The 25815-nt window shown below is 42.3% G+C and carries 29 protein-coding genes; 10 read left to right on the plus strand and 19 right to left on the minus strand.

Features of this window, described 5'->3' with window-relative positions:
- The 7 genes from PSF16_RS03625 to znuA form a co-directional block, all read right to left on the minus strand.
- The coding region (locus tag PSF16_RS03625) for a fimbrial biogenesis chaperone (protein WP_272688784.1) at nucleotides 1-662 on the minus strand (662 nt) is incomplete at its 3' end.
- Entirely contained in the window at nucleotides 604-1125 is a 522-nt protein-coding gene (locus tag PSF16_RS03630; protein WP_006659937.1) for a fimbrial protein, read from the minus strand. The genes PSF16_RS03630 and PSF16_RS03625, both read right to left, overlap by 59 nt.
- Before the next feature lie 195 nt (nucleotides 1126-1320).
- Entirely contained in the window at nucleotides 1321-1632 is a 312-nt protein-coding gene (locus PSF16_RS03635; RefSeq protein WP_272688785.1) for a hypothetical protein, read from the minus strand.
- Nucleotides 1614-2165: a LysR family transcriptional regulator gene (locus PSF16_RS03640; protein WP_272688786.1), complete on the minus strand. Its 552-nt coding sequence runs from the start codon at nucleotides 2163-2165 to the stop codon at nucleotides 1614-1616. Before PSF16_RS03640 ends, PSF16_RS03635 begins: the two co-directional genes overlap by 19 nt.
- 213 nt (nucleotides 2166-2378) lie before the next feature.
- Nucleotides 2379-3353: a lauroyl-Kdo(2)-lipid IV(A) myristoyltransferase gene (gene lpxM / locus PSF16_RS03645; RefSeq protein ID WP_006661833.1), complete on the minus strand. Its 975-nt coding sequence runs from the start codon at nucleotides 3351-3353 to the stop codon at nucleotides 2379-2381.
- Nucleotides 3354-3469: 116 nt separating this feature from the next.
- Complete coding sequence (mepM, locus tag PSF16_RS03650) at nucleotides 3470-4795, minus strand: murein DD-endopeptidase MepM (protein WP_048654606.1); 1326 nt, start codon at nucleotides 4793-4795, stop codon at nucleotides 3470-3472.
- Nucleotides 4796-4824: 29 nt separating this feature from the next.
- Complete coding sequence (gene znuA, locus PSF16_RS03655) at nucleotides 4825-5784, minus strand: zinc ABC transporter substrate-binding protein ZnuA (protein ID WP_272688787.1); 960 nt, start codon at nucleotides 5782-5784, stop codon at nucleotides 4825-4827.
- Nucleotides 5785-5857: 73 nt separating this feature from the next.
- Here znuA and znuC point away from each other — a divergent pair, with 73 nt between their 5' ends.
- Complete coding sequence (znuC, locus tag PSF16_RS03660) at nucleotides 5858-6625, plus strand: zinc ABC transporter ATP-binding protein ZnuC (protein ID WP_006661836.1); 768 nt, start codon at nucleotides 5858-5860, stop codon at nucleotides 6623-6625.
- Complete coding sequence (gene znuB / locus PSF16_RS03665) at nucleotides 6618-7403, plus strand: zinc ABC transporter permease subunit ZnuB (RefSeq protein WP_006659943.1); 786 nt, start codon at nucleotides 6618-6620, stop codon at nucleotides 7401-7403. Before znuC ends, znuB begins: the two co-directional genes overlap by 8 nt.
- Nucleotides 7404-7486: 83 nt before the next feature.
- Here znuB and PSF16_RS03670 read toward each other — a convergent pair whose 3' ends face one another.
- The 7 genes from PSF16_RS03670 to aspS all read right to left on the minus strand — a co-directional run bounded on the left by PSF16_RS03670 (nucleotide 7487) and on the right by aspS (nucleotide 13561).
- Entirely contained in the window at nucleotides 7487-7849 is a 363-nt protein-coding gene (locus tag PSF16_RS03670; RefSeq protein ID WP_036975824.1) for a hypothetical protein, read from the minus strand.
- 259 nt (nucleotides 7850-8108) lie between these two features.
- Nucleotides 8109-9119 carry a Holliday junction branch migration DNA helicase RuvB gene (ruvB, locus tag PSF16_RS03675; protein ID WP_006661838.1) on the minus strand — a complete coding sequence of 337 codons (1011 nt, stop codon included), beginning with the start codon at nucleotides 9117-9119 and terminating at the stop codon, nucleotides 8109-8111.
- A gap of 16 nt (nucleotides 9120-9135) precedes the next feature.
- Nucleotides 9136-9753 (minus strand): Holliday junction branch migration protein RuvA, encoded by a 618-nt coding sequence (gene ruvA, locus PSF16_RS03680; protein WP_006659946.1) that lies wholly within the window; start codon nucleotides 9751-9753, stop codon nucleotides 9136-9138.
- An 84-nt stretch (nucleotides 9754-9837) separates the two neighbouring features.
- Nucleotides 9838-10359, minus strand: coding sequence for a crossover junction endodeoxyribonuclease RuvC (ruvC, locus tag PSF16_RS03685; RefSeq protein WP_006659947.1), 522 nt, complete (start codon nucleotides 10357-10359; stop codon nucleotides 9838-9840).
- A gap of 225 nt (nucleotides 10360-10584) precedes the next feature.
- Nucleotides 10585-11328, minus strand: coding sequence for a YebC/PmpR family DNA-binding transcriptional regulator (locus PSF16_RS03690; protein WP_006661839.1), 744 nt, complete (start codon nucleotides 11326-11328; stop codon nucleotides 10585-10587).
- Between the two features lie 29 nt (nucleotides 11329-11357).
- Complete coding sequence (gene nudB / locus PSF16_RS03695; protein WP_006659949.1) at nucleotides 11358-11792, minus strand: dihydroneopterin triphosphate diphosphatase; 435 nt, start codon at nucleotides 11790-11792, stop codon at nucleotides 11358-11360.
- Nucleotides 11792-13561, minus strand: coding sequence for an aspartate--tRNA ligase (gene aspS, locus PSF16_RS03700; RefSeq protein WP_006661840.1), 1770 nt, complete (start codon nucleotides 13559-13561; stop codon nucleotides 11792-11794). Before aspS ends, nudB begins: the two co-directional genes overlap by 1 nt.
- Nucleotides 13562-14013: 452 nt before the next feature.
- On the opposite strand from aspS, the gene PSF16_RS03705 reads away from it, so the two are divergent.
- The 5 genes from PSF16_RS03705 to cmoB all read left to right on the plus strand — a co-directional run bounded on the left by PSF16_RS03705 (nucleotide 14014) and on the right by cmoB (nucleotide 17116).
- Complete coding sequence (locus tag PSF16_RS03705) at nucleotides 14014-14349, plus strand: DUF4377 domain-containing protein (protein WP_006659951.1); 336 nt, start codon at nucleotides 14014-14016, stop codon at nucleotides 14347-14349.
- Nucleotides 14350-14402: 53 nt separating this feature from the next.
- On the plus strand, nucleotides 14403-14807 hold the full coding sequence (locus tag PSF16_RS03710) for an NUDIX hydrolase (RefSeq protein ID WP_036963543.1): 405 nt from the start codon (nucleotides 14403-14405) through the stop codon (nucleotides 14805-14807).
- A gap of 92 nt (nucleotides 14808-14899) precedes the next feature.
- On the plus strand, nucleotides 14900-15298 hold the full coding sequence (locus PSF16_RS03715; protein WP_006659953.1) for an MAPEG family protein: 399 nt from the start codon (nucleotides 14900-14902) through the stop codon (nucleotides 15296-15298).
- A gap of 94 nt (nucleotides 15299-15392) precedes the next feature.
- Entirely contained in the window at nucleotides 15393-16148 is a 756-nt protein-coding gene (cmoA, locus tag PSF16_RS03720; protein ID WP_006659954.1) for a carboxy-S-adenosyl-L-methionine synthase CmoA, read from the plus strand.
- Complete coding sequence (gene cmoB / locus PSF16_RS03725) at nucleotides 16145-17116, plus strand: tRNA 5-methoxyuridine(34)/uridine 5-oxyacetic acid(34) synthase CmoB (protein WP_006661842.1); 972 nt, start codon at nucleotides 16145-16147, stop codon at nucleotides 17114-17116. Before cmoA ends, cmoB begins: the two co-directional genes overlap by 4 nt.
- Nucleotides 17117-17221: 105 nt before the next feature.
- Here the strand turns inward: cmoB and PSF16_RS03730 are convergent, their stop codons facing one another.
- The 3 genes from PSF16_RS03730 to PSF16_RS03740 form a co-directional block, all read right to left on the minus strand.
- Nucleotides 17222-17650 carry a hypothetical protein gene (locus tag PSF16_RS03730; RefSeq protein ID WP_036963539.1) on the minus strand — a complete coding sequence of 143 codons (429 nt, stop codon included), beginning with the start codon at nucleotides 17648-17650 and terminating at the stop codon, nucleotides 17222-17224.
- 299 nt (nucleotides 17651-17949) lie between these two features.
- Nucleotides 17950-18711 carry a copper homeostasis protein CutC gene (cutC, locus tag PSF16_RS03735; protein ID WP_006661844.1) on the minus strand — a complete coding sequence of 254 codons (762 nt, stop codon included), beginning with the start codon at nucleotides 18709-18711 and terminating at the stop codon, nucleotides 17950-17952.
- A 177-nt stretch (nucleotides 18712-18888) separates the two neighbouring features.
- Complete coding sequence (locus PSF16_RS03740) at nucleotides 18889-19443, minus strand: VOC family protein (protein ID WP_224050992.1); 555 nt, start codon at nucleotides 19441-19443, stop codon at nucleotides 18889-18891.
- Nucleotides 19444-19633: 190 nt separating this feature from the next.
- Here PSF16_RS03740 and argS point away from each other — a divergent pair, with 190 nt between their 5' ends.
- The 3 genes from argS (at nucleotide 19634) to amtB (ending at nucleotide 23240) form a co-directional block, all read left to right on the plus strand.
- A complete protein-coding gene (argS, locus tag PSF16_RS03745; protein WP_272688788.1) occupies nucleotides 19634-21364 on the plus strand; it encodes an arginine--tRNA ligase in 1731 nt (576 codons plus the stop codon).
- Nucleotides 21365-21596: 232 nt separating this feature from the next.
- A complete protein-coding gene (locus PSF16_RS03750) occupies nucleotides 21597-21935 on the plus strand; it encodes a P-II family nitrogen regulator (RefSeq protein WP_006659961.1) in 339 nt (112 codons plus the stop codon).
- Between the two features lie 12 nt (nucleotides 21936-21947).
- Nucleotides 21948-23240, plus strand: a complete 1293-nt coding sequence (amtB, locus tag PSF16_RS03755) for an ammonium transporter AmtB (protein WP_006659962.1) — start codon at nucleotides 21948-21950, stop codon at nucleotides 23238-23240.
- A 71-nt stretch (nucleotides 23241-23311) separates the two neighbouring features.
- Here amtB and murJ read toward each other — a convergent pair whose 3' ends face one another.
- Both murJ and rimJ read right to left on the minus strand, forming a co-directional pair.
- On the minus strand, nucleotides 23312-24850 hold the full coding sequence (murJ, locus tag PSF16_RS03760; protein ID WP_006661847.1) for a murein biosynthesis integral membrane protein MurJ: 1539 nt from the start codon (nucleotides 24848-24850) through the stop codon (nucleotides 23312-23314).
- A gap of 78 nt (nucleotides 24851-24928) precedes the next feature.
- Nucleotides 24929-25516, minus strand: a complete 588-nt coding sequence (gene rimJ, locus PSF16_RS03765; RefSeq protein WP_006661848.1) for a ribosomal protein S5-alanine N-acetyltransferase — start codon at nucleotides 25514-25516, stop codon at nucleotides 24929-24931.
- Between the last annotated feature and the right edge of the window lie 299 nt (nucleotides 25517-25815).

A 25815-nucleotide genomic window follows, 5' to 3' on the forward strand; every position in this document is an offset into this window, starting at 1 on the left:
ATTTTTATTCCTTTTACGCCCTTGCCATTAATTAAAATACTTTTTATTGATAAGTGATAAGGAGTTCTATTATCAACTTTCACCCCATTAATATCTTTCGTTATATTAATGTCATCGAAATTTAACGGCTGAATATCTTTTGAACGCAAAAAAAACTTAAACTGTGAGTTAATGATAATTTGCAATTCATTTTCAATACTTTCATTTTTAGGTGGAATGGATTTTATATTTAATAGGTATATTTTTTCTTGATTAGAACTCAGTGGTTTTCCAGTATATGTAATCCTTGCTGAGCCATAGCTATTGGGTTCAATTCTAAATAAAGCAGGTGTTGCAATAAATGGTGCTTTAACTTCTTCGTCAAACCCCGTCACCCAACTTTGAATTAAAAAAGGGGTTTTATCACTACTATTAAAAATTGGAATTGTAATTTCACGTTTATTATCCATATAGACAAAACGCGTCCCCCCCACACTAATACCTTTAGCTGAAGAAAAAGAAATGAAACAGAAATATAAAAAAACAGTAACATGGATTTTTTTCATATAAATACCGACATAAAATAGAAATAAAGAAGGATGATAAATATCACCCTTCATATTATTATTGATATTTAATACTATAGACCGCACTGCTGTTTGCTTGCCCTGCGGTTGCGACACCTGTCGCTTTATACGCCGCAACATACTCTAATTCAACGGAGTCCCCGTCTAATTCAACTTCTTTCGTATTTTCATACAGCTTTATTGGCGTTACTGCATTCTTTTCATATAGTGCAACACCGACATTTTTTGCCATCCCATTCCCTTGATGTAAAGCAAGAATATGATGATCAACTGAGTCACGTGTCCCTGCAAAATTGACCGTCACTTTAGTATCATCTGGACAATCAACCAATTTAATAATGAAATTGGTTACCCCTGCAACTTCCCCCTGAGAAGACAAGCTTCTTGTTGAAACACGACCAAGATCTACATTTAAATTACGTGATTTACTATCTACAGTGCAAGCTTGCTCGGTTATTTCTCCTGTGAAATTAATTACACCAGAAGCCAGCACGGTTGGTACTGTAAGCATTGCTAAATTTATTCCCAATATATTTAGAGTTTTATTAAAAATATGCATGATTTCTCCTATAAATAGAGTAAATGATATTTGATTTGGATTTTATTAAAGAAATATAGGTAACATTTCTTGTAAGCAAGAAATATAACATCCTATTTTAATTAAGTTAATGAATGGTTATATTCAATTTTTCAAATTAAAATCAAAAATACTTATTAACTTTACATGAAAAATTTAAAATAAAAATTAATTAGTTCAAAAATCATTAAATAAATAGTTTATTATTAAATCATTTATTATGATATTTTTTCCTTTGTAAATATAGAAATCATATTTTACTTTTTCAAAATCAGCATTAACTTCACTTAAAAAGCCCTCCGCTATCAAATCATGAACAATATTTTCAGGAAGCCAAGCATACCCAATAGAATCGCTAATTAATTTAATCGCAGTTTCCGTATTTTTTACTTTAATGACTTGATGACTTTTTATTTTATCCTCAAAATTTGAGGATAAAACAATATGAGGCGTCATCTCAAGCTTGGCATTTATTTTATCTTTGGCCATCGCTGAAGGACATGATTTGGCTCTGTGACAAGTAAGGCATCAACCTCCCCCAGAAATGTAGGGTTCAGTGAGCCCAAATGATGATGAGATATCAATAAGTCAAATTCTTTAAATGTGAATATATCTTCTCGACTCATCAATGTTTTTGTTAATTCAACATCATAATCTTTTCTACTTTTGATTAGCCCTCCAATTTTATGTAATAAACAGTCACTCTCATAAAGTGAGTCAATAACTATTTTTATTTTATTATTTTTCTTATTTATCAATTTTGCTGCTATTTCTAATGCAATCGCTTTATTTGTGACCTCTCGAGATAATGCTAATAACGTTTCCCCTTGCGCCGTTAATATTGCACGTCTTTTTTCCACTACAAATATTTTCATCCCTAAGATTTGCTCTAATTTACTAATAGTATAACTAATTGATGATTGTGTTTTATGTAACACTTCAGCGGCCTGAGCAAACCCACCATAATCAACTATCGCTTGTAACGTTATCCATTGTTCTAATGTCGTTTTTGTTTTATCCATATATCATCCATAATTTAACTAACTATTTCATTCCATTAAGAATATAACAATGTATTTATAATATCACTCCATCATGATGAATTTTTCATGTCCTTGAAGTTTCACCCTGCAAATTAAACTGAAAGAATATCTATTGATAAATAGGTAACGTCTAAAAACAAAAAAGCCACAGGTAGTTATCTCCGTGGCTTTTTATACAATATCACCTTGTATCTAACGATATAAATCCTTGCGCTGATATGGCTCAATTTCACCTTCTTTACGCGTCTTCAACAACTTAAGGATCCAAGTATATTGCTCAGGGTTAGGCTCAACCAAAAATTCTAATTCTTCATTCATACGACGAGCAATATAGTTATCATCCATTCCATCAATATCATCCATAGGTTCGCGAACATAGATATGCAATTGATGATTAACATGGTCGTACACCGGAAACAGTGGGACAATTTTGGCCTTACACACTTTCATCAAACGACCGATTGCTGGTAATGTTGCTTTATAGGTACCGAAGAAATCGACAAATTCGCTGTGCTCTTCCCCATGATCTTGGTCTGGTAGATAAAAGCCCCAATAACCTTGTCTGACTGATGCAATAAAAGGTTTAATTCCAGCCTCTCGGGAGTGAAGGCGACCACCAAAATGGTAACGTGCTTTATTCCATAAATAGTCGGCAACAGGGTTTTTCTGATGGTGAAACATCGCTGCCATATTTTGTCCCATCGCTGCTAATAGCATAGCTGGCGCATCAACCGCCCAGCCGTGAGGAACCATAAAAATCACATTACTCTGTTGCTTCTGTAACTGTTCAATAATTTGTTTATTATGCCACTGAGTACGCGCTAATGTGCGTTCAGCACCACGAACACACAACTCTGCCAACATAACAAAAGATTGCGGCGCGGTTTCAAACATGCGGTCAACCAATACCTCTCTTTGCTGTTCAGTCATGTCAGGAAAACAATAGAGCAAGTTAATTTTTGCACGACGACGAGCGCTTTTTGCCAAACGACCAACCCACTTTCCTATTTTAGCCAACATGGGATCACGGACTTTGACAGGAATGTACGCAAGCGCAACAAACACAGCCGCTCCCATCCAAACTCCCCAATATTTTGGTAATAAATAGGATTTGTGAAATGTTGGCACATAGCCTTTTTTGCTGTCGGTATCTTGTTCTTTATTCATGTTATACCCAAGAATCACGGCTATTTTGATAACCAAAAATGAATGTGTAAGAGCATTACAAAAAAAACTGGCAGACACAAGTATCTGCCAGTCATAGGATGAAGAAACTGAAATAGCTATTTCAATTTAAGCTGCGGCTTGGTCTCTTTGACCAACTCTAAATACTCTTTACGCTCTTTGCCCGTTAAACCGCCTGAGCTTGGTAATTTTGCCGTCAGAGGATTCACCGCTTGTTGGTTTACCCACATTTCAAAATGCAGATGAGGTCCCGTTGAACGTCCTGTATTACCCGATAGCGCAATACGGTCACCACGTTTTACTTTTTGACCTGGCTTCACTAACAATTGGCGTAAATGCATATAACGCGTGGTATATTGGCGACCATGACGAATCGCAATAAAGTTACCTGCGGCGCCACTGTATTTCGCTACAATCACTTCACCATCGCCCACGGCTAACACAGGAGTGCCAACCGGCATCGAAAAATCCACACCTTTATGAGGGGCTACACGACCCGTGACAGGGTTTACTCGACGCGGGTTAAAATGCGATGAGACTCTAAATTGCTTAACAGTTGGGAAACGCAGGAAACCACGTTCTAATCCATTACCTTCGCTATCATAGTAGCGACCATCTTCTGCGCGGAAAGCGTAATAATTCTTACCGCCAGACTGTAAACGAACACCGACTAATTGACTCTGCTCATGTGTACCATTCAGCATTTCACGCCCCATAAGGACCGTAAATTTATCGCCTTTTTTCAGCTTATTAAAGTCAACTTGCCACTGCAACGCCTTGGTAACTTCACGCCCTTCAGTACGCGTCAAACCCGCTTTTTTCGTACTTTGAGCAAATGTGCCATCGATGGAGCCCGTCATCACCGTGTTGGACCAATCGCCTTTGCGGATCTCTTTCACTTCTTCGAACTTATTGGTCGCACCAACACGGTTAAAGATACGCGTTTCGCGACGAGAAACATCCCATGTTAAGGATTCTAATTCGCCATCCGCGTTCAATGTCCAACTTAATGTTTGACCGATTTTTAAGTTACGTAATGATTTATGTTGATTCGAGAGTGTTGCCACATCGCCGGCTTCGATACCAAACTGCGTCAAAATGGACGATAAATTATCACCACTTGAAACAACATATTCATGAGCAAGTGGCGTCGCATCCGCATCAGATGCGTCAGTATCTGTATCAGCAACACCTTCGTCAGGTAACTGTTCGCTACTATCTTGAATTAAATCATCCCCTTCTGTTTCAATCGTAGATTGAGATAAAGGAATGATGGTATCTGGAGAGCTGTCACGTTCATGGGAGGTAGGGATATGTACTGGCCGCCAAATTGCGACGGCCATGGTGGCGACAGTGAGTGTGCTCAACACAATTTTATGGGTCTTGGACAAGCCATTAAATGCCTGCACAATACCACTTGCCATTTGCTGCACTTTAAACTATTCCTCTATGCTTAATTCAGGCAGCTTACGTATTGTTCTGATAACGTCGTCAGAAACTTCATGTAGCTATCTGGTCCAATTGCCAGCCCACTACCAAGTGGGTCGAGAGTACCCATTTTGACTCCCGTATTTTTCGCTACGCTTTCAATAACCGCAGGCCTGAATTGTGGCTCAGCAAAAACGCATTGCGCTTTATGCTCAACCAGTTGTGTTCGTATTTGATGCAATTTTTGGGCACCGGGCTGAATCTCAGGGTTTATCGTAAAATGCCCTAATGGAGCAAGCTGATAGTGTTTCTCAAAGTAGCCATAAGCATCGTGAAAAACAAAATACCCTTTATTTTGAGCCGGTTTTAAAATACTAGCAATTTTCTTATCGCTTTGCGCCATATTTTCTTTGAATTTACGAAGGTTTACGTCCAGCTTCTCTTTTTGATCAGGATAAAGCTCTACTAAACGCGCGTAAATGTCATCGGCTGCCAAATTTGCAATATCTGGGGATAACCAGATGTGCATATTATACTCACCATGGTGATGATGTTCGTGATCCTCATCATGATTAGGCTTATCGGCATGTTGATGGCTATCTTCCTCCTCGTGGTTTTCTGCCATTAATAGCGCATGAATATTTTTCTGTTCGGCTAACGCTAGACGTTTATTCTGAGCTAACCCATTGATCGGTTTCTCTAAAAACATCTCTAATTCAGGACCAACCCAAACAAACAAATCTGCTTGTTTTATCTTTTTTAAATCCGATGGTTTCAGTGCATAATCATGTGGCGAAGCACCATCCGGAAGTAAAACTTGTGTATCCGTCACCCCATCCGCAATTCCAGCGGCAATGAAGGCTAAAGGACGGATAGATGTAACGACATCGGCATTTGCCATCGGCAATATCGATGCAGTTAAAACTGAGGCTAACGTGGCTTTGCAGATGAATTTACGGGTAATAAGTTTCGATTTGTGTATCATGAACATTTTTCCGTGATCTTAAAATTGAAATGTTATAATATAACACAACTTGATTTCTGCAAGATGTTTTCATATGCAACCACTACTATCTTTAAATAAAATTTCTGTTTCATTTGGCGATAAACCCGTTTTAAAAGATGTCACTTTTGCTCTGAACAAAGGTGATATCGTGACATTATTGGGTCCTAATGGTGCTGGTAAATCGACGATTGTCCGCGTGGTACTAGGCTTGCTATCGCCAACGTCAGGTACAATCAACCGAGCCTCATCTCTCGCTATTGGTTATGTGCCCCAAAAACTGCATTTGGACACAACCCTACCTTTAACCGTCAAGCGATTTATGATGTTAAAGCAAGGTGTCCGCGTGGAACATTTAGTCCCCGCACTTGAGCGCGTCAAAGCGACACATCTCATTGACCAACCTATGCAAAAGCTATCTGGCGGTGAAACTCAACGGGTTCTGCTCGCACGCGCACTACTCAATAAGCCCGATTTATTGGTTCTTGATGAACCCGCCCAAGGTGTCGATATTAACGGGCAAGTCGCACTTTATGATTTAATCAATCAATTGAGAACTGAACTGGGTTGCGCGGTTCTCATGGTCTCTCACGATCTGCATTTAGTGATGGCAAAAACGGACCAAGTTTTATGCATTAATGGGCATATATGTTGTTCGGGTACCCCTGACGTCGTGTCTAATCACCCTGAATTCGTTGCTATGTTTGGCTACCGTGGAGCACAGCAATTAGGCGTTTATCGCCACCAGCATAATCACCAACATGATTTAGAAGGTAATGTGATTAGAACCCACCAACACAGCAAGGACTGCCAACATGATTGAGTTATTACTACCTGGTTGGATTGCAGGTATGTTACTCGCGATTGCTGCGGGTCCTTTAGGCTCGTTTGTGGTTTGGCGCCGCATGTCCTACTTTGGTGACACTCTCGCCCACGCGTCTTTATTAGGTGTTGCATTCGGTTTACTACTGAATATCAACCCGTTCTATGCCGTTATCGCAGTGACTCTATTATTAGCCCTAATTCTTGTGTGGTTAGAAAAACGACCTCAGTTAGCCGTCGACACATTACTCGGTATTATGGCTCACAGCTCACTCTCTTTGGGATTAGTGGTTGTCAGCCTAATGGCAAATGTCCGTGTTGACCTGATGGCTTATCTATTTGGTGATTTGTTATCAGTAACATATGAAGATATTATAACGATTTTAATCGGTGTGGTTGTCGTTTGCGGGTTGCTTTTTTATCGATGGCGGGCGCTTTTATCCATGACAGTCAGCTCAGAATTGGCTTTTGTGGATGGTATTAACTTACAACGTTCTCGCTTATTGTTGATGATGGTAACGGCGTTAACTATCGGGATCGCAATGAAATTTGTTGGTGCGCTGATCATTACCTCTTTGCTGATCATCCCTGCCGCTACCGCTCGACGTTTTGCAAAAACACCAGAACAAATGGCACTTACCGCGATTGGGATTGGCATGATTTCAGTTACTGGTGGGCTAACCCTATCGGCATTTTACGATACTCCGGCAGGTCCTTCCGTTGTGCTCACATCTGCCATTTTGTTTATCTTGAGTTTATGTGTAAAAACAAAAAACTAGTTGTATAACACAGAGTATCTTAATAAAAGTCAATCCTAGAAGACCCGCTCATTTAGCGGGTTTTTAGTTAAACTCAAGGTCGTTTATTGTTCCGCTTTCTGTGTTCCATTTTTAACAGTTACTTCTATATCGCCAATACTATCGTTTATAAATCCACCGACACAATTCATAAATTGATTTACCTTTACTTTGAATCCTTCACCTGAATATTTTGGATCGCCTGATTTATCATCGGGTACATTAACATTCAAATCGCCATGGAATTTCTTATTAAGATCTATTTCACCCTCGATACTCACCCAATATGTTGACCCTTCTGGCAGATATCGAGAGCAACTCTCAATAGTTTCTTTATTCGTGATGGATGTGGTGTTTTTTGTACAACCAGACACTGCGGCTATAGATAAAAGCGCAGCAAGCGTTAGTTTGTAAGAGATTTTATTCATATTGAGCTTAACCTTCTATAAGAGAAAAAATACCACATGATAATAAAAATTATTATCAATGCATCTATTTTAAAACCTGCTGAAATACAATCTCAATGACCTTTTTTACTCACTAAACAGGGATCACTTCTCAATCAAGTAAGAGATGGATATAAAAAACCTCAGTAACTGGGAATCAATCACTGAGGTCATCTCATTTTGTATGAGCTTTAGTATTATTTCAATTATAGCAATTTTGTATTAATCAATACGTTTAAAGCTAAATTTCTTTAGGCGTTAATCCAAAATGTAAATAGGCATGAGCCGTCGCCATCCGCCCTCTTGGGGTTCGCTGAATAAACCCTTGCTGAATAAGATAAGGCTCTAGCACATCTTCGATGGTTTCGCGCTCTTCTCCGATAGCAGCAGCTAAGTTATCGACGCCAACAGGTCCACCCATAAACTTATCGATGATGGCCACCAGCAGTTTACGGTCAAGATAGTCAAAGCCGGCAGCATCCACATTCAACATATCCAGTGCTTGGCTCGCAATCAACTCATCAATACTGCCATTGCCTTTAACTTGCGCAAAATCACGCACGCGTCGTAATAAACGGTTGGTAATACGTGGTGTTCCACGAGAGCGCATCGCAACCTGTAAGGCGCCTTCTTCGGTGATATCCAGCCCCATATATTGGGCACTACGCTTCACGATATGCTGCAAATCATCAACTTGATAAAATTCTAATCGCTGTACGATACCAAAGCGGTCACGTAAAGGTGACGTTAATGAACCTGCTCGCGTGGTTGCGCCTATCAATGTAAATGGTGGCAAATCAATCTTAATGGAGCGGGCAGCAGGACCTTCACCAATCATGATGTCTAATTGGTAGTCTTCCATGGCGGGATACAATATCTCTTCAACCACAGGAGACAAGCGATGAATTTCATCAATAAATAAAACGTCATGCGGCTCAAGGTTAGTCAACATTGCCGCCAAATCCCCTGCTTTTTCTAATACAGGCCCTGACGTTGTCCGCAAATTAACGCCAAGCTCATTGGCGACAATACCCGCTAATGTGGTTTTTCCTAACCCAGGAGGTCCAAAAATTAATAGATGATCAAGCGCATCACCCCGCATTTTGGCTGCCTGAATAAATATTTCCATTTGATGCTTAACTTGCGGTTGCCCAATATACTCATCCAGTAATTTAGGGCGGATCGCGCGATCAATGGCTTCTTCTTCAGAATGCAGCACTTCAGCAGTAATTAGGCGATCAGCTTCAATCATCGTATTAATCTCTCAATTAAAGTGCTGCGCGTAAGGCATCACGGATCAGGGTTTCAGAATCGCTATCAGGTTTCGCGACTTTACTCACCATACGGCTAGCTTCTTGCGGTTTATACCCCAGCGCAATCAAGGCAGCAGCCGCTTCGGCTTCAATATCTGCTTGGCTTGGTCCTTGGCTCTTCACGCTTGGTAAATCAATATCGCTCACTGAATTGAAAAGATCCCCATTCAAGCCTTTGAAGCGGTCTTTCATTTCGACCACTAAACGCTCGGCAGTTTTCTTGCCAATACCCGGTAGTTTCACCAGAGAGGAAATGGCTTCTTGCTCAATGGCAGACACAAATTGCTGAGCGGACATACCCGATAAAATCGCGAGTGCCAGTTTAGGGCCTACACCATTAACTTTAATCAGCTCTTTAAATAGTGCGCGTTCTTGCTTGTCATTGAAACCATACAGTAACTGTGCATCTTCTCGCACGACAAAATGTGTGAAAACAATAGCTTCCTGACCAATTTCGGGTAATTCATAGAAACAGGTCATTGGCATATGAACTTCATAGCCAACACCTTGCAGCTCAAGTAACACAATGGGTGGTTGCTTTTCTAATACAATGCCACGTAAACGACCTATCACACTGAACCCCTTAAATTTGATTAGCGTCCTAAATTTTAACTTTGCTGTTTATACCATAAAAAATGCTGGATGCATATCCAGCTTTCATCTTAATCTTCCGCGGGCTAGCACTAAACGAGGATCACCGACTTTCAACAAGTTTTGATTAAAGTGACAATGTGTAATGGCAATCGCTAATGCATCTGCTGCATCGGCTTGGGGGCTTGCCGATAATTTTAGGATCGACTTCACCATATGTTGAACTTGGCTTTTCTCTGCGGATCCTGTACCGACGACCGTTTGTTTGACTTGGCGAGCTGCGTATTCAAAAACGGGGATATTTTGATTTGCCGCCGCCACAATCGCCACACCACGGGCTTGCCCTAGTTTCAGCGCTGAATCCGCATTTTTTGCCATAAAAACTTGTTCAATGGATAGAACATCCGGTTGATATTGGGTGATAATTTCCGAGACTCCCGCATAAATACGTTGCAGACGGCTTGGTAAATCATCAACTTGCGTGCGAATACACCCGCTTCCTAGATAAAGTAATTGTCTACCTTGTTGGCGAATAACACCGTATCCTGTGATCCGCGAACCAGGGTCAATACCTAGAATAATCGCCATATAAAACCTATAGTTGCTCTTTATTTATTTTCATATCATCTTATCGCCATCTAATGACTGCCACAATCGCAACATAGGAATATCACCATTCCCACCGCAATCACAGTGTAAATAGCGCTCGCTTAATCATAAATATAGCAAATAAAAGAAAAAATGAAGGTCGAAGAGGCGTTAGAGAAAACAGGCTGGACACAGCCCGCTTTCTCTACGCAGACATCATCTTAATTACAGTTGCTCAGCAACTTCATCAGAGATATCACCGTTATGATAAACTTCTTGGACGTCGTCTGAATCTTCTAACATGTCGATCAGGCGCATTAATTTTGGTGCTGTTTCAACATCAAGTTCAGCTGTAATCGATGGGATCATAGAAACTTCAGCGGCTTCGCTAGTGAAACCAGCAGCATCTAGTGCGTCTTTAACGGCACCGAACGTTTCAAAGGTGGTGTAAACATCCATTGCACCATCATCATATGTTTCAACGTCATCTGCACCGGCTTCGAGTGCCGCTTCCATCAGCGCATCTTCGTCCACACCCGGTGCGTAAGTGATTACGCCGCGCTTGGTGAACAGGTAAGATACAGAACCATCAGTGCCTAAGTTACCGCCCGTTTTGGTAAACGCGTGGCGAACTTCCGATACTGTACGATTACGGTTATCGCTCAAGCATTCAACCATAACCGCGGTGCCACCGGGACCGTAACCTTCATAAATGATGGTTTCCATATTATCGTTGTCATCATTACCCACACCACGCGCAATAGCACGGTTTAAGGTGTCGCGCGTCATGTTGTTTGATAATGCTTTATCCACAGCAGCACGCAAACGAGGGTTAGTTGCCGGATCGCCGCCGCCTAAACGCGCAGCAGTCACCAGCTCACGAATAATTTTAGTGAAAATTTTACCGCGTTTCGCGTCTTGTGCCGCTTTACGGTGTTTGGTGTTGGCCCATTTACTATGACCTGCCATGAAATATCTCCAAAAACGTCAATAAATAATTAAACAGCAAATTCTAAAATAGCCTGGCTGTTGCTCCACGATTTTGTTAGCTCCGCCGCCTGTTGCGGGTCAAGCCAACGAAATTCAGTGTGTTCAGTCAGCAATGGCGTTTGTTCATCGCTGAGCACCAATTTAAACCAATGTTCTTTACAGTGGGTCACATCCGGTGCATAACGATGCCTGAAATGCGGGAAAATTTCAAAGATGATACTTTTCGACAAATCATGTAATTGATTTGGTTGCGGGTCAAACCCCGTTTCCTCTTTGATTTCGCGAAGTGCTGCAACGGCAGCACTATTTTCATGATGCTCCAGACTCCCGGTCACAGACTGCCAAAAGTCAGGGTCATCTTTACGCCGCATCATAAGCACCCGCCCCGTTTTTTCAGCCACAATAATGACTAATACCGATTCTGGGCGCTTATAATTTTCCATTACTCTTCTTCTTTCGCCACAACCGCAATCGCTAATTCTGCCAGCGAATCTGGGTTTGCATGGCTTGGTGCATTGGTCATTAAGCATGCCGCTGCGGTGGTTTTCGGGAATGCAATAACATCACGGATGTTATCAGTTCCAGTTAACAGCATCACTAAACGGTCTAAACCAAATGCTAAGCCTGCATGTGGTGGTGTACCGTATTTCAGCGCATCTAACAGGAAGCCGAACTTCTCACGTTGTTCTTCTTCGTTGATGCCTAAAATACCAAATACAGTTTGTTGCATTTCGCTACGGTGAATACGGACAGAGCCACCACCCACTTCGTAACCATTGATAACCATATCGTAGGCATTCGCTACTGCATCTTCAGGGTTCTTCGCCAGATCTTCCGGAGTGAAATCTTTTGGTGACGTGAACGGATGATGCATAGCCGTTAAGCCACCTTCACCGTTTTCTTCAAACATTGGGAAGTCGATAACCCACAGTGGTTGCCAGCTATTTAAGTCCGTCAGCTCGAAGTCACGACCCACTTTCAGGCGTAGTGCCCCCATAGAGTCAGTCACAACATTTTTCGCACCTGCACCAAACAGAATGATATCGCCATCCGCTGCACCCGTACGCTCGATAATTTGTTCAATGATTTCTAAGCTCAGGAATTTCGCGACTGGGCTTTGGATGCCTTCTAAGCCTTTCGCACGTTCGTTGATTTTCATCCACGCTAAGCCTTTCGCACCATAGATACCCACAAAATTGCCGTATTCGTCAATTTGCTTACGGGTCATCACTGCGCCACCAGGCACTTTCAGTGCCGCGACACGACCTTTAGGATCATTTGCTGGTCCCGCAAATACGGCGAATTCAACATCTTTAACGATGTCTGCCACATCGACCAGTTCCATCGGGTTACGCAGGTCTGGCTTATCGGAGCCATAACGACGCATCGCTTCGGCGAAAGTCATGATTGGGAAGTCGCCTAAATCAACGCCTTTCACGTCGATCCACAGATTACGGATCATGCGTTCCATCACTTCGCGAACTTGTTCCGCCGTCATGAACGACGTTTCAACATCGATTTGGGTGAATTCAGGTTGACGGTCAGCACGTAAGTCTTCATCGCGGAAGCATTTTACGATTTGATAGTAACGGTCAAAACCAGACATCATCAGCAACTGTTTAAACAGCTGAGGAGATTGTGGTAAGGCATAAAATTTACCTTTATGGACACGGCTAGGCACTAAATAGTCACGCGCCCCTTCTGGCGTCGCTTTCGTTAGCATTGGTGTTTCAACGTCCATAAAGCCTTCTTTGTCCATAAAGTTACGAACAAAGCTGGTGATTTTCGCACGAGTACGCAGACGATCTGACATCTCTGGACGGCGTAAATCTAAATAGCGGTATTTTAAGCGACGCTCTTCTGTATTCGTTTGGTTGCTGTCTAACGGAAGAGGTTCAGATTTGTTAAAAACATCCAGACCTTCAGCAAAGATTTCAATCTCACCCGTTGCCATGTCTTTATTTTTTTGGCTATCTGGGCGCGCACGTACCGTACCTGTGATTTGGATACAGAACTCATTACGCAGTTCTGACGCTTTCTCAAATATGTCTTTACGTTCTGGATCGAAGAAAACCTGAACGATACCTTCACGGTCACGCATATCGATAAAAATCAAACCACCTAAGTCACGACGGCGGTTTACCCATCCACAAAGAGTGACCTTCTGGCCTTCATGAGCAATGTTTAATTGCCCACAATAATTAGTACGCATACTCTATCCTTTTACTCAGCTTATTGTTTACTCAGCGTATTGTGCTTTAGTTTGCTGCGGGAATTTGGCATTTTGCTGAACCCATTTGCTAAACGTTGTGTTTGCGAAACCTATTGTTTATAAAACCAATCGTTAAGAAACACGGAGCTGAAAATTCAGAATGTCAAAAAAGGCAGACATTATATAGGAAATTCTATTAGACAAACAGTTTGCTCTATAGCTTAACTGCGAAATTGATACAAAAAAACTATCTATAATCAATAAAAACTGTCCTTACCCATAAAAACGATTCTCACGCGACCTTCTCAGCAGATGAAAAAGATTGTATATCGAGTTGATGATTAAAATTTGATTGTTTGTCAGATCATCATTTTTTTGGGAATTATTACCCATTTCATTTTGCTATAATTACTCATATTCAGACACTTTTGCCTGAAATCAGAGGACACTTTATGAAAAAAATTCTACTCGCATCATCCTTTCTTGTTCTGCTTGCAGGATGTCAAAACGGAACCAATGCCAATACGATGAAGCCTGCTAATAATAACAAAGTCTTTTATATCGATTCCTCTCTCGCTGACTGCGTTGGTGTTGCACCAATGAAATGCATGAAAGTAAAAGAAAAACCAACTGATGAATGGCAGTATTTTTATAGCTCAATTCAAGGGTTTAACTACGAACCTGGTTATCACTACGTAGTAGAAGTTCAACAATTTGATGTCCCTAACCCTCCCGCTGATGCATCAAGTATCCGTTATGAGTTGGTCAAAATTATCGAGAAAAAATAAGATTGAAGCAGGTGGTTTTACGCCTGCTTTTTACTGCACTCAAAGGCAATATCATGAGCACTAAAATCATTGATAAGTTAGGTTTAATTACTGTCCAAAACGGTAAAGTGGCAATGGTCCGCTCCCATAATAAAACTCTATTTTATATCCCAGGAGGAAAACGTGAGCATGGTGAAACAGACCAACAAGCCCTTTCCCGTGAAGTCGATGAGGAATTGACGTTAACCCTGCATCCCGACTCTATCCAGTTTTACGGTGAATTTGTCGGGCTGGCAGATGGCAAGCAAGATGGCACACAAGTCTGTATTCGTTGTTATCAGGCTAACTATGATGGTACGCCCCAGCCTGCCGCTGAAATTGCGGAACTGGCGTGGTTAGATTCTACTGATGCCGACCGCTGCTCTACGACTGCCATTGAGATATTGAAACAGCTTAAAGCCGATAATCTTATTCAATAACTCAAAAATGAATTATTTCTATTTGTAGATTTACTGATTAGGTTTTAAAATTTAGAAAATTTAATTTATCTCCATGGAGGTAGAGCAAAAAAATGGTCAGCTCTTTATACGCTGTACTAGGTGCCTTACTGCTACTGAGATTATCACTAAATGTAGTAAAGCTTAGAAATCAGTACCGTGTGTCTGTTGGCGATGGTGGGTTTTCTGAATTACAAACGGCTATTCGCGTGCATGGTAATGCTATCGAGTACATTCCAATTTCATTAATTTTATTACTGTTAATGGAGATGAATGGTGCCAAAGTTTGGATGATCCATGTGTGTGGAATTGTACTCATTGCGAGCCGCATTCTGCACTCTTATGGTTTAAAAAATCATGATTATTCACAACGACGAATGGGGATGATGGGGACATATCTCGCTATCGGGTTAATGCTCCTTGCCAATGCGTATTATCTACCATGGCTGCAAATGGTTTCCTTTACGCTTTAATTTTACCCTTCCTTCTGTGCGGATTGGTTTTCAGGTTCAGTTGCTTTCTGCTACAATCCGCCACTACTTTTGTTCTTCTATTTAATACAAGTCTATGTCAAGTCAGGATCCAAACCATAAAGACAGCCTTTTTTCTGCACCAATCGCCAATTTGGGTGACTGGAAGTTTGATGAAAAAGTAGCTGAAGTTTTCCCCGATATGATTCAACGTTCCGTACCGGGCTACTCGAATATCATTACTATGATTGGAATGTTAGCGGGTCGTTTTGTTACGCCAAATAGCCAAGTGTATGATCTTGGATGCTCTCTTGGTGCAGCAACACTATCTGTACGCCGAAATATCTCCGTGGAAAACTGCAAAATCATTTCGGTTGATAACTCCCCTGCAATGGTCGAGCGCTGCCGCCGGCATATTGATGCTTATAAAGCCGAAACACCGGTGGATGTTATCGAAGGGGATATTCGCGATATTCACATTGAAAATGCGTCAATGGTCATCCTTAACTTCACATTGCAGTTTTTAAATCCTGATGACCGCGAAAAATTGCTCACTAAAATTTACCAAGGATTATTACCGGGTGGAATCTTAGTGCTATCTGAAAAATTTAATTTTGAAGATCAGCAAATCGGTGAATTACTGTTCAATATGCACCATGATTTCAAACGTGCCAACGGCTATAGCGAGCTTGAAATTAGCCAAAAACGCAGCATGTTGGAAAATGTGATGCTCACTGATTCTGTTGAGGCACATAAAACTCGTTTAAAACGTGTCGGGTTTACCCACTGTGAAGTCTGGTTCCAATGCTTTAATTTCGGTTCCTTATTAGCCTTAAAAGAGGGGCAGTTATGATCGATTTTGGTCGCTTCTATCAACAAATTGCGATTGGTCCTCTTAGCCATTGGTTAGAAACGTTACCTGCGCAGCTAGCGGAATGGAAAAAAGACGGTTTGCATGGCGGGTTCTCTTCATGGGAGAAAATGTTAGATAACCTTCCCGTCATGACACCAACCCAGCTCGATATCAAAAACAGTGTCACCGCCCTACGCGACCCTGAGTTAACCGAGGGCGAAACTCGCCGTTTAAACAATATTTTAGGGCAATTAAAACCATGGCGCAAAGGTCCATTCTCCCTGTATGGCGTCGAGATTGATACTGAGTGGCGTTCAGATTGGAAGTGGGATCGTGTTCTACCACATATTTCCCCATTAAAAGGTCGCCACGTATTAGACGTGGGCTGTGGGAGTGGTTACCACATGTGGCGTATGTTGGGTGAAGGTGCTGAATTTGTGGTCGGTATCGATCCAACTGAACTATTTCTATGCCAATTTGAAGCCGTAAGAAAGCTGTTAGGCGATGATCAACGCGCACATTTACTCCCTTTAGGTATAGAGCAACTCCCCGCATTGAAAGCCTTTGATACCGTATTCTCTATGGGCGTTCTGTATCATCGTCGTTCCCCGCTTGATCATTTATGGCAATTGAAAGACCAATTAGTCAGTGAGGGGGAATTAGTATTAGAGAGCTTAGTGGTAGAAGGTGATGAATTCCAATGCCTGATCCCTGGCGACCGTTACGCACAGATGCGCAATGTTTACTTTATTCCTTCCGCCAAAATGCTCAAAGTGTGGCTAGAAAAATGTGGTTTTGTGGATGTTCGCATTGTTGACCAAGCGGTCACTTCATTAGAAGAGCAGCGCCGCACCGATTGGATGCAAACGGATTCATTAGCTGAGTTTTTAGATCCTAATGATAGTACCAAAACGATTGAAGGTTATCCCGCGCCTTTACGAGCGATCTTAGTCGCGAAAAAACCGTAAAATAGACCCCGTGACGGTTTTTAATACCGTTATGTGTACAACGCCCGAGAGCTGATATTCAATTCTCGGACGTTTTTATTTTTATTTGAACAACGGTATTCCAGTTTATAAATTATTCATCAAATACTCTTCTACCGCTTTAGTATCATTCGCCGCATCAAAATCCATGCCTAGCGATAATGAGCCCTCTTTCAATTCAATCACTCTAGGTTTTGTATAGGAATAGGTAATATTTTTGATTTTCTCACCGACTGATTGTTTTGCGAGCTCAGAGTGTTCACAGACATTGGCTATCCCCTTAAGCATCTCTTTGCTATAGCCATCAATACCGATGGTATCGAGTTGCTCTTTGGTGAAGGTCGACCAATCAAAACTCACTTTAATCTCAGAGCCACACGTTTTATTTAATGCCGAGACTTGAGAGGAAACTTCCGTTTCATACCTTTGATGCTTCTCTTTTTCAGCTAATGAATATGCAAATGAGGAGGCAGTGAAGAGAACAAGCGACGACGCTAAGATAACTTTTTTCAGCATGATTTTTTCCTTAAAATTCATTCAGTCGTTTTTAGTTTTTACAATGTAAAAAAATCTAAAAACAAAGGGAGGTATTTAACCTCCCTCAGACCATGAGCAAACCCATCAGGTTTGGAAATGGCTCTTTTGGGTTGTAAAATTAACAAGGAAAATCAATTTATTGATTTTCGCCTGATAACACAAAGAGGGAAAAACCACGTTTTTATCCCTCTTTGTCATCAACCTCGGGGAGGTATTTAACCTCCCTATCTTAACTCTCCTTATCATAAATTCAGTCAGTCCTATTCTGAATTTACGACTTATGCCGGCACTTTTTCCGTGATTGAAATAAAGTCCATCATGGCTTCTACCGTGGGTCCATCCACACAGTAGTGCGTGAACTCATCGGTTTCACTGTTCGATGCCATGGTCACACCCGCCTTGCGATAACTCATACTGGAAGGAACGGTTTTACCTGCTGAGCTGTGCACTTCAGTTAAGCCAATCTCCATAAACTTGGTCAGATTAGCCAATCGAACCCCTGCACCAGCCATAATGATTGGGCCATCTATTTCACGACTTTTTTCATGTAACTCTTTGAGTAATGGCAAACCTAATTCAGCGCTTTGCTGCTGACCGGACGTTAAAATACGTGCCACACCTAGGTTTTTGAGTTGTTCTAAAGCCAATAACGGATTGATACACATATCAAAAGCACGATGGAAAGTGATTGCCATACCATCCGCTATTTCCATCAAAGTTTGCATGCGTTCAACATCAATACGCCCTTCAGGATCCAAGATCCCCACCACAGCGCCGGGAAAACCCATCTCTTTGATCATCTGCAAATCTTCGCGAATCACATCAAATTCGCTCATGTTGTAGCAAAAATCCCCACCACGTGGACGAATAATTGGATGAACGGGAATATGAAGTTTCTCGCGTGCCAGTTTTAAATAACCATAACTGGGTGTTAATCCCCCATCCGCTGCCCCCGAGCAGAGTTCAATACGATCTGCACCATATTCTTGCGCAACTTGGGCGCATTCGATACCAAAACAGCAAATTTCCAGTTTCGCCATGAAGATCTCCAAAATGGTCATACGCTCAGTAGAATAAGAGCTGAAAATTGAGGGCCAAAACGTGCTTTTTATTAGACATTCAACTAACTATGCCATTTTTTATTAAATGTTATCTGCGTGATATCACACCGTTTAGAGTTATATCTGAGTAATGATCAATAACGTTAATTGCATCACTTATTTTTCGCTTTCAACGATGTTTCTAAGGGAAAATGGGTGATATTTGAGAGTAATTAAGCCGTTTGTCACGGCCAAAGTCGGATTTGGCAGTCTTTCTTGCTGACCTTTCGGCTGACTAACTTTATAGGAGTAACCTTCAGGTAGTGACTCTGGTAACAAACGACGAGCCGTTTCGGCAAGTGCTTCTGGTGCGACATCAATTACCATTTCAATATGTTCCCAACTTTCTTGTGGGTAGGTTTTATCTTTTGGAAAAGGCAGCTCAATAATATAGACATCCTGCCCAGCCACCTGAATTGGTTTTTTCAAATCATAAAGACGAATAGGACGACCATTAATTAGATTATCCGAAAGCAGTTCAGCGCATTGTAGCAATCCCTCATGCCAGCGTTCTGCCGTTGCCTGATGATGACAGCGTACCGAAATATGGTCGATAATATAATCTGTCAGGGAGACATGTAAAGTCTGTGCCATCGCCAGCAGATTTTGCTCAAACTGTGGTAAGTCACACCATAAATCGTTTAATTGTGGGATTTTATCGAAATCTAACATTCACATGACTCTCGTTGACCCCCCTGCGTCAATAAAAAGCAGGGATAATAAAAAGCGAAACAAGCGGCAGACTGTAGCACGACTCCCCCAAAATATGGTATAAAACCTGCCGTTTTTTCTCTTCCACCTTTTAGTTACGCCCATGAAATGGCACAATGCGGTAACTATGTTCGTTATTTAAGGTAATCCGGTGAATATTCAGGCTATTCTTTCAGATAAAATCAGTGCTGCAATGCTAGCAGCGGGAGCTCCAGAAGGCTGTGACGCCCTTGTTCGTCAATCAGCCAAAGCGCAATTTGGTGACTATCAAGCTAACGGCGTGATGGGCGCAGCGAAAAAAATGGGCATGCCTCCCCGACAACTGGCCGAGCAAATTGTTAGCCAATTAGATCTCGAAGGTATTGCATCTAACGTTGAAATCGCCGGTCCCGGTTTCATCAATATTTTTATCGACCCAACGTGGATTGCGGCTCACGCAGAAAAAGCACTGACCAGCGACCGCTTAGGTCTTGCTCCCGTCAAAGCTGAAACTATCGTTATTGACTATTCCGCACCTAACGTTGCAAAACAAATGCACGTCGGTCACTTACGCTCAACGATTATTGGTGATGCTGCCGCGCGTACTCAAGAATTTATCGGTCATAAAGTGATTCGTGCGAACCACGTTGGTGACTGGGGTACGCAATTCGGTATGCTGATTGCTTACTTAGAAAAAGTACAAAATGAAGATGCCAGCGATATGGCTCTGGCAGACCTCGAAGAGTTCTACCGTGAAGCGAAAAAACATTACGATGAAGACGAAGACTTTGCCGTTCGTGCTCGCGGTTACGTCGTAAAATTACAATCTGGTGATGAATACTGCCGTAAAATGTGGCGTAAACTGGTTGATATCACCATGCAACAGAACCAAGAAACTTATCGTCGTTTAAACGTCACCTTGACGGAAGACGATGTGATGGGTGAAAGCCTGTATAACAGCATGCTACCGGGTATCGTTGCTGATCTTAAAGCCAAAGGTTTAGCCGTAGAAAGCGAAGGCGCTACTGTTGTTTTCCTTGATGAATTCAAAAACAAGGAAGGCGAACCGATGGGCGTTATCGTTCAGAAAAAGGACGGTGGCTTCCTGTATACGACTACCGATATCGCCTGTGCCAAATACCGTTATGAAACGTTGCATGCCGATCGCTCTTTGTATTACATCGACTCCCGCCAGCATCAACATTTAATGCAAGCTTGGACTATCGTCCGCAAAGCGGGCTATATTCCTGAATCAATGGCGCTTGAACACCATATGTTTGGAATGATGTTAGGTAAAGATGGTAAGCCATTCAAAACACGTTCTGGCGGTACTGTTCGCCTTTCCGACCTATTAGATGAAGCGGTTGAACGCGCACAAACGCTGATCCGTGAAAAAAACCCAGATATGGCGGAAGACGAATTACTGAATCTGGCGAATGTCGTCGGGATTGGGGCTGTCAAATATGCTGATCTGTCTAAAAACCGTACTACAGACTATATCTTCGATTGGGATAACATGCTGGCATTTGAGGGTAACACCGCCCCTTATATGCAATATGCGTATACCCGTGTTGCCTCTATCTTTAAGAAAGCCGATATTACCGAATCGGATTTAACTCTACCTATCGTGTTAGAAGCGCCACACGAAATGGCGCTGGCAACACGCTTGATGCAGTTTGAAGAGACTATCTTAACGGTTGCTCGTGAAGGGACTCCACATGTCATGTGTGCTTATTTATATGACTTAGCAGGACTGTTCTCCAGTTTCTACGAACATTGCCCTATTCTGTCCGCAGACACCGATGCTCAACGCCAAAGCCGTTTAAAATTGGCATTATTGACACAAAAAACCTTAAAAGTGGGTCTCGATACACTCGGTATTGAAACCGTCGAAAGAATGTAAGCCCGTTGATTTGCTTAAAGCCCACTTCGGTGGGCTTTTTACTTTTCGTCGCCTAAGTTGCACTCTTTTTGAACATTTTTTTTGTAACTTACCTTAAGTTTGCACTTATTTGGTGAGCAATATCTCATTATTCTCTCTATTTAGCGCCTTCCTTACTAAAAAAACAAAAAATTAACATTTGGCATGATGCTTGCTTTATCTCTTTTGCCTTTTCAAAAAGACAGGGGGATTTATGAAGTACATCATCGCAATTATTAAACCGTTCAAATTAGAAGATGTTCGAGAAGCACTTACTGAGCTAGGCATTCAAGGAATGACCATCTGTGAAGTCAAAGGATATGGCAGGCAGAAAGGTCATTCGGAGCTTTACCGGGGTGCCGAATATGAAGTGAGTTTTCTACCTAAAACCAAAATGGAAATTGCTATTAGCGATGACCTATTGGAACCCGCCCTTGATGCCATTATGCGTACCGCAGATACCGGCAAAGTCGGAGATGGAAAGCTATTTGTTTTTGAACTTCTACAAGCAGTCCGTATTCGCACGCGCGAATCGGGCGATGACGCACTATAAGGGAGACGTACAATGAGACGATTTTGGTTATCCACCGCACTATTCGCCTTAAGCGCTTTAGCCCTTCCCGCCTATGCGTCGGAAGTGAATACCGTTGATAAAGCAGATAACGCCTTTATGTTGATCTGTACTGCATTAGTCTTCTTTATGACCATACCCGGTATCGCATTGTTTTATGGGGGATTATTACGCAGTAAAAACGTATTATCGCTGATCACTCAAGTCATGCTGATTTTTAGCGTAGTGATTATTTTGTGGTTTGTGTTCGGCTATAGCCTCGCATTCACTGCGGGAAACAAAGTGTTTGGGGACGGTTCATTAACTTTCTTAAACGCGATGTCTATCGATGACTTATCGGGCTCCATCAACCGATATATCCATGTTGCGTTCCAAGGCTCATTTGCCGTGATCACGTTAGCCTTAATTGTCGGAGCGTTAGGTGAGCGAGTTCGTTTTTCAGCGTTACTCATTTTTACCGTCATTTGGTTTACTTTTTCTTATGTTCCTATCGCGCATATGGTATGGGCTGAAGGTGGCTGGTTAGCAGATGACGGCGCTTTGGACTTTGCTGGTGGAACTGTCGTGCATATTAATGCCGCAGTTGCCGCGCTCGTTGGTGCATATTTACTCGGAAAACGTAGCGACTACAGCCAAGTAGTGTTAAAGCCCCATAACTTACCAATGGTATTTATGGGTACGGCAGTCCTGTACATTGGTTGGTTTGGCTTTAACGCAGGTTCTGCTGGCAGCGCCAACAACATTGCTGCACTCGCATTTATCAATACCATCATTGCGACAGCTGGCGCAATCCTTTCATGGACCTTTGCAGAATGGGTACTTCGTGGAAAACCCTCCATGCTCGGCAGCTGCTCAGGTTGTATCTCCGGATTAGTCGCAATCACACCAGCCGCGGGGACGGTTGGACCGATCGGCGCATTAATTATCGGTGTTGTTGGCGGCGTGATTGGGCTTTGGGGTGTTGTGGTCCTAAAACGTTGGCTAAAAGCCGATGATGTCTGTGATGTATTTGGTATCCACGGTACCTGCGGGATTGTAGGGTGTATATTGACTGGGGTATTTACATCAACCATGCTTGGTGGCTTAGGTTATCGTGACGGCGTCACGTTATCTCATCAAGTTTTTGTTCAGCTTGAGAGTGTTGCCGTGACGATTGTGTGGTCAGGCGTAGTGGCATTCATCGCCTTTAAATTAGCGGATAAACTTGTCGGTTTGCGGGTTTCCCCTGAAGAAGAGTGTGATGGGCTGGATATTACCACCCATGGTGAAAGTGCGTACCATCAGTAATTGTCTACTCCCCCTCTGTTGAGGGGGGAGTTTGTTGGCATCTATAGCAACTCAATACCTGTTAAGTGAAATTACGCAACACTGCGTTTCATAAAATCACGAGGACGGAAACCTAACACATACAGTGCCACAAAATAGCTACCCGCCCCGATAATCACGACACCGATTAAACGTAACATGCGCATCAGCATATTGCCGTCTTGCCACGGTGGCATAAAGTGCAACACGCCAAATAACACTATAACCATCACCGCCAATGCGATAAGTAGCTTCACAAGAAAACCACGCCAACCCGCCAGCGGTTGGAAGATATCTTGCTTGCGTAATTGCCAATATAACGCTCCAGCGTTAAAACACGCAGCCAGCCCAATAGACAGCGCTAAACCTGCATGTTGCATTGGACCAATAAAAGCTAAGTTCATTAACTGGGTCATAATCAGCGTAACAATTGCGATCCTCACAGGTGTACGGATATCCTGACGAGAATAAAATCCAGGTGCTAAAATTTTCACTAAAATCATGCCAGTTAAGCCCACACAATACGCCATCAATGCATACTGGGTCATCAAAGAGTCATGGGCAGTAAACTTGTCATATTGGAAAAGTGAAACTGTCAGCGCTTCCGATAACATCGCTAATCCGATGGCACAAGGTAGAGCCAGTAATAAACACAAGCGCAGACCCCAGTCCATTAAATGCCGATATTCTTGGTGGTTTCCACTGGTAAAACTTTTTGATAATGATGGGAGTAAAATGGTTCCAAGCGCTACGCCCAGCACCCCTGACGGCAATTCCATTAAGCGATCTGCATAATACATCCATGACACTGAGCCTGATTGCAGAAATGAAGCAAAAATCGTGTTAATAATTAATGAGATTTGCGCCACGGATACCCCGATAATCGCGGGTCCCATCATTTTCATAACACGCCAAACGCCACTATCATGGAATGACAAACGCGGTAATACCAACATGCCAATTTTCTTTAAATGCGGTAGTTGGTAACCTAATTGCAGCACACCACCCACTAATACCGCCCATGCCAGCGACATAATTGGTGGATCAAAATACGGTGCCGCAAAGGCTGCAAAGAAAATCATACTGACGTTCAGTAACGTGGGGGCAAATGCGGGTACCGAAAAACGATTCCAAGTATTCAGAATCGCACCCGCGAGCGAAGCCAACGAAATTAAGAAAATATACGGGAATGTCACCCGTAATAAATCCGTCGTCAGTACAAATTTGTCAGCATCTGTCGTGAAGCCTGGCGCAGTAACATAAATGACCCAAGGCGCAGCAATCATCCCGATAACCGTAACAACTGCCAGAACCAAGGTAAGCAGCCCCGAAATATAAGCGACAAACGTTCGTGTCGCCTCTTCGCCTTGCTGGTTTTTATATTCCGCAAGAATCGGGACAAACGCTTGAGAAAACGCCCCTTCTGCAAAAATTCGGCGTAACAAATTCGGGAGTTTGAAGGCAACAAAGAAGGCATCGGAAGCAGCCCCCGCACCAAACACACGGGCAATAATGGCATCACGGATGAAACCCAAGACTCGAGACATCATCGTCATCGAGCTGACTGCTGCCAAAGATTTTAATAAATTCATGATAGCTAAACTAAAAGAAGACAATCGTAGCAGTTTAACAGCGGATGGCTAGACTGACTACGATTGTAGAGTAAATGTTTAGGCTTTAGTCGATTTCCACGTATCGTCCGTTAATGCAGTGAGTACGTGGTCACGCCATTCCCCATTGATTTCAAGGTACTGCCTTGCATAGCCTTCACGTTCAAAGCCCAAGCGCGTCAATAAATTACCACTGCGCATATTATGCGGCATGTAGTTCGCCATGATACGGTGTATCCCTTGATTTTTTTGCATATATCGGATGGTTTGGGTTAACGCTTCATACATTAATCCCTGCCCCTGCCATTTTTCCCCCAGTGAATACCCCAGATAACAGGCATGGAATGATCCTCGTAAAATATTACTGAAATTTGCCACACCAATGACTTCGTTTTCGTCTTTATCCAGTAATACAAAATGGAAGGCGCTACCTTGACGATGCATTTCACTCATCGCATGTAACCGATTATTCCAACCAGAGGGGTTAAAATGGGAATTGTCACGGGTTGGTTCCCATGGCGTCAAAAATTCTTTATTTAAACTGTAATAGTCCGCTAGTCGGTAATTATCGCGTTCATAGGCCAAACGGATAATCATTCTGTCAGTCATTAGACGCACTTTGGGTTCATTTGAACGATAACCAAACATCGTTAGCCCTTAATTAGTAGTGTTACCAGTCTTACTCTCGATGCTTGAATTATAACTTAAATTTATCACTTAACTAATTCAATTATCTCCATAATTAAGTCATTTTTTGAGCGATTAGTTTATTACGTTCTATTCAAGCATTAGGAATATGCAATAAGGTGAATGCATCATGGGCAATATCCGCACCATAAATCCTAAAGAGTTCACATTAGAGGTAGGCGGCAAGTCAGTTAGCCCCTTGGAGCATACATAAGTATGTGACGAGGACGAGCGAGCGCTGCCAACACCCCTATCATAGG

This window comes from Providencia sp. PROV033 (genome assembly GCF_028484855.1).
Taxonomy (GTDB): domain Bacteria; phylum Pseudomonadota; class Gammaproteobacteria; order Enterobacterales; family Enterobacteriaceae; genus Providencia; species Providencia alcalifaciens.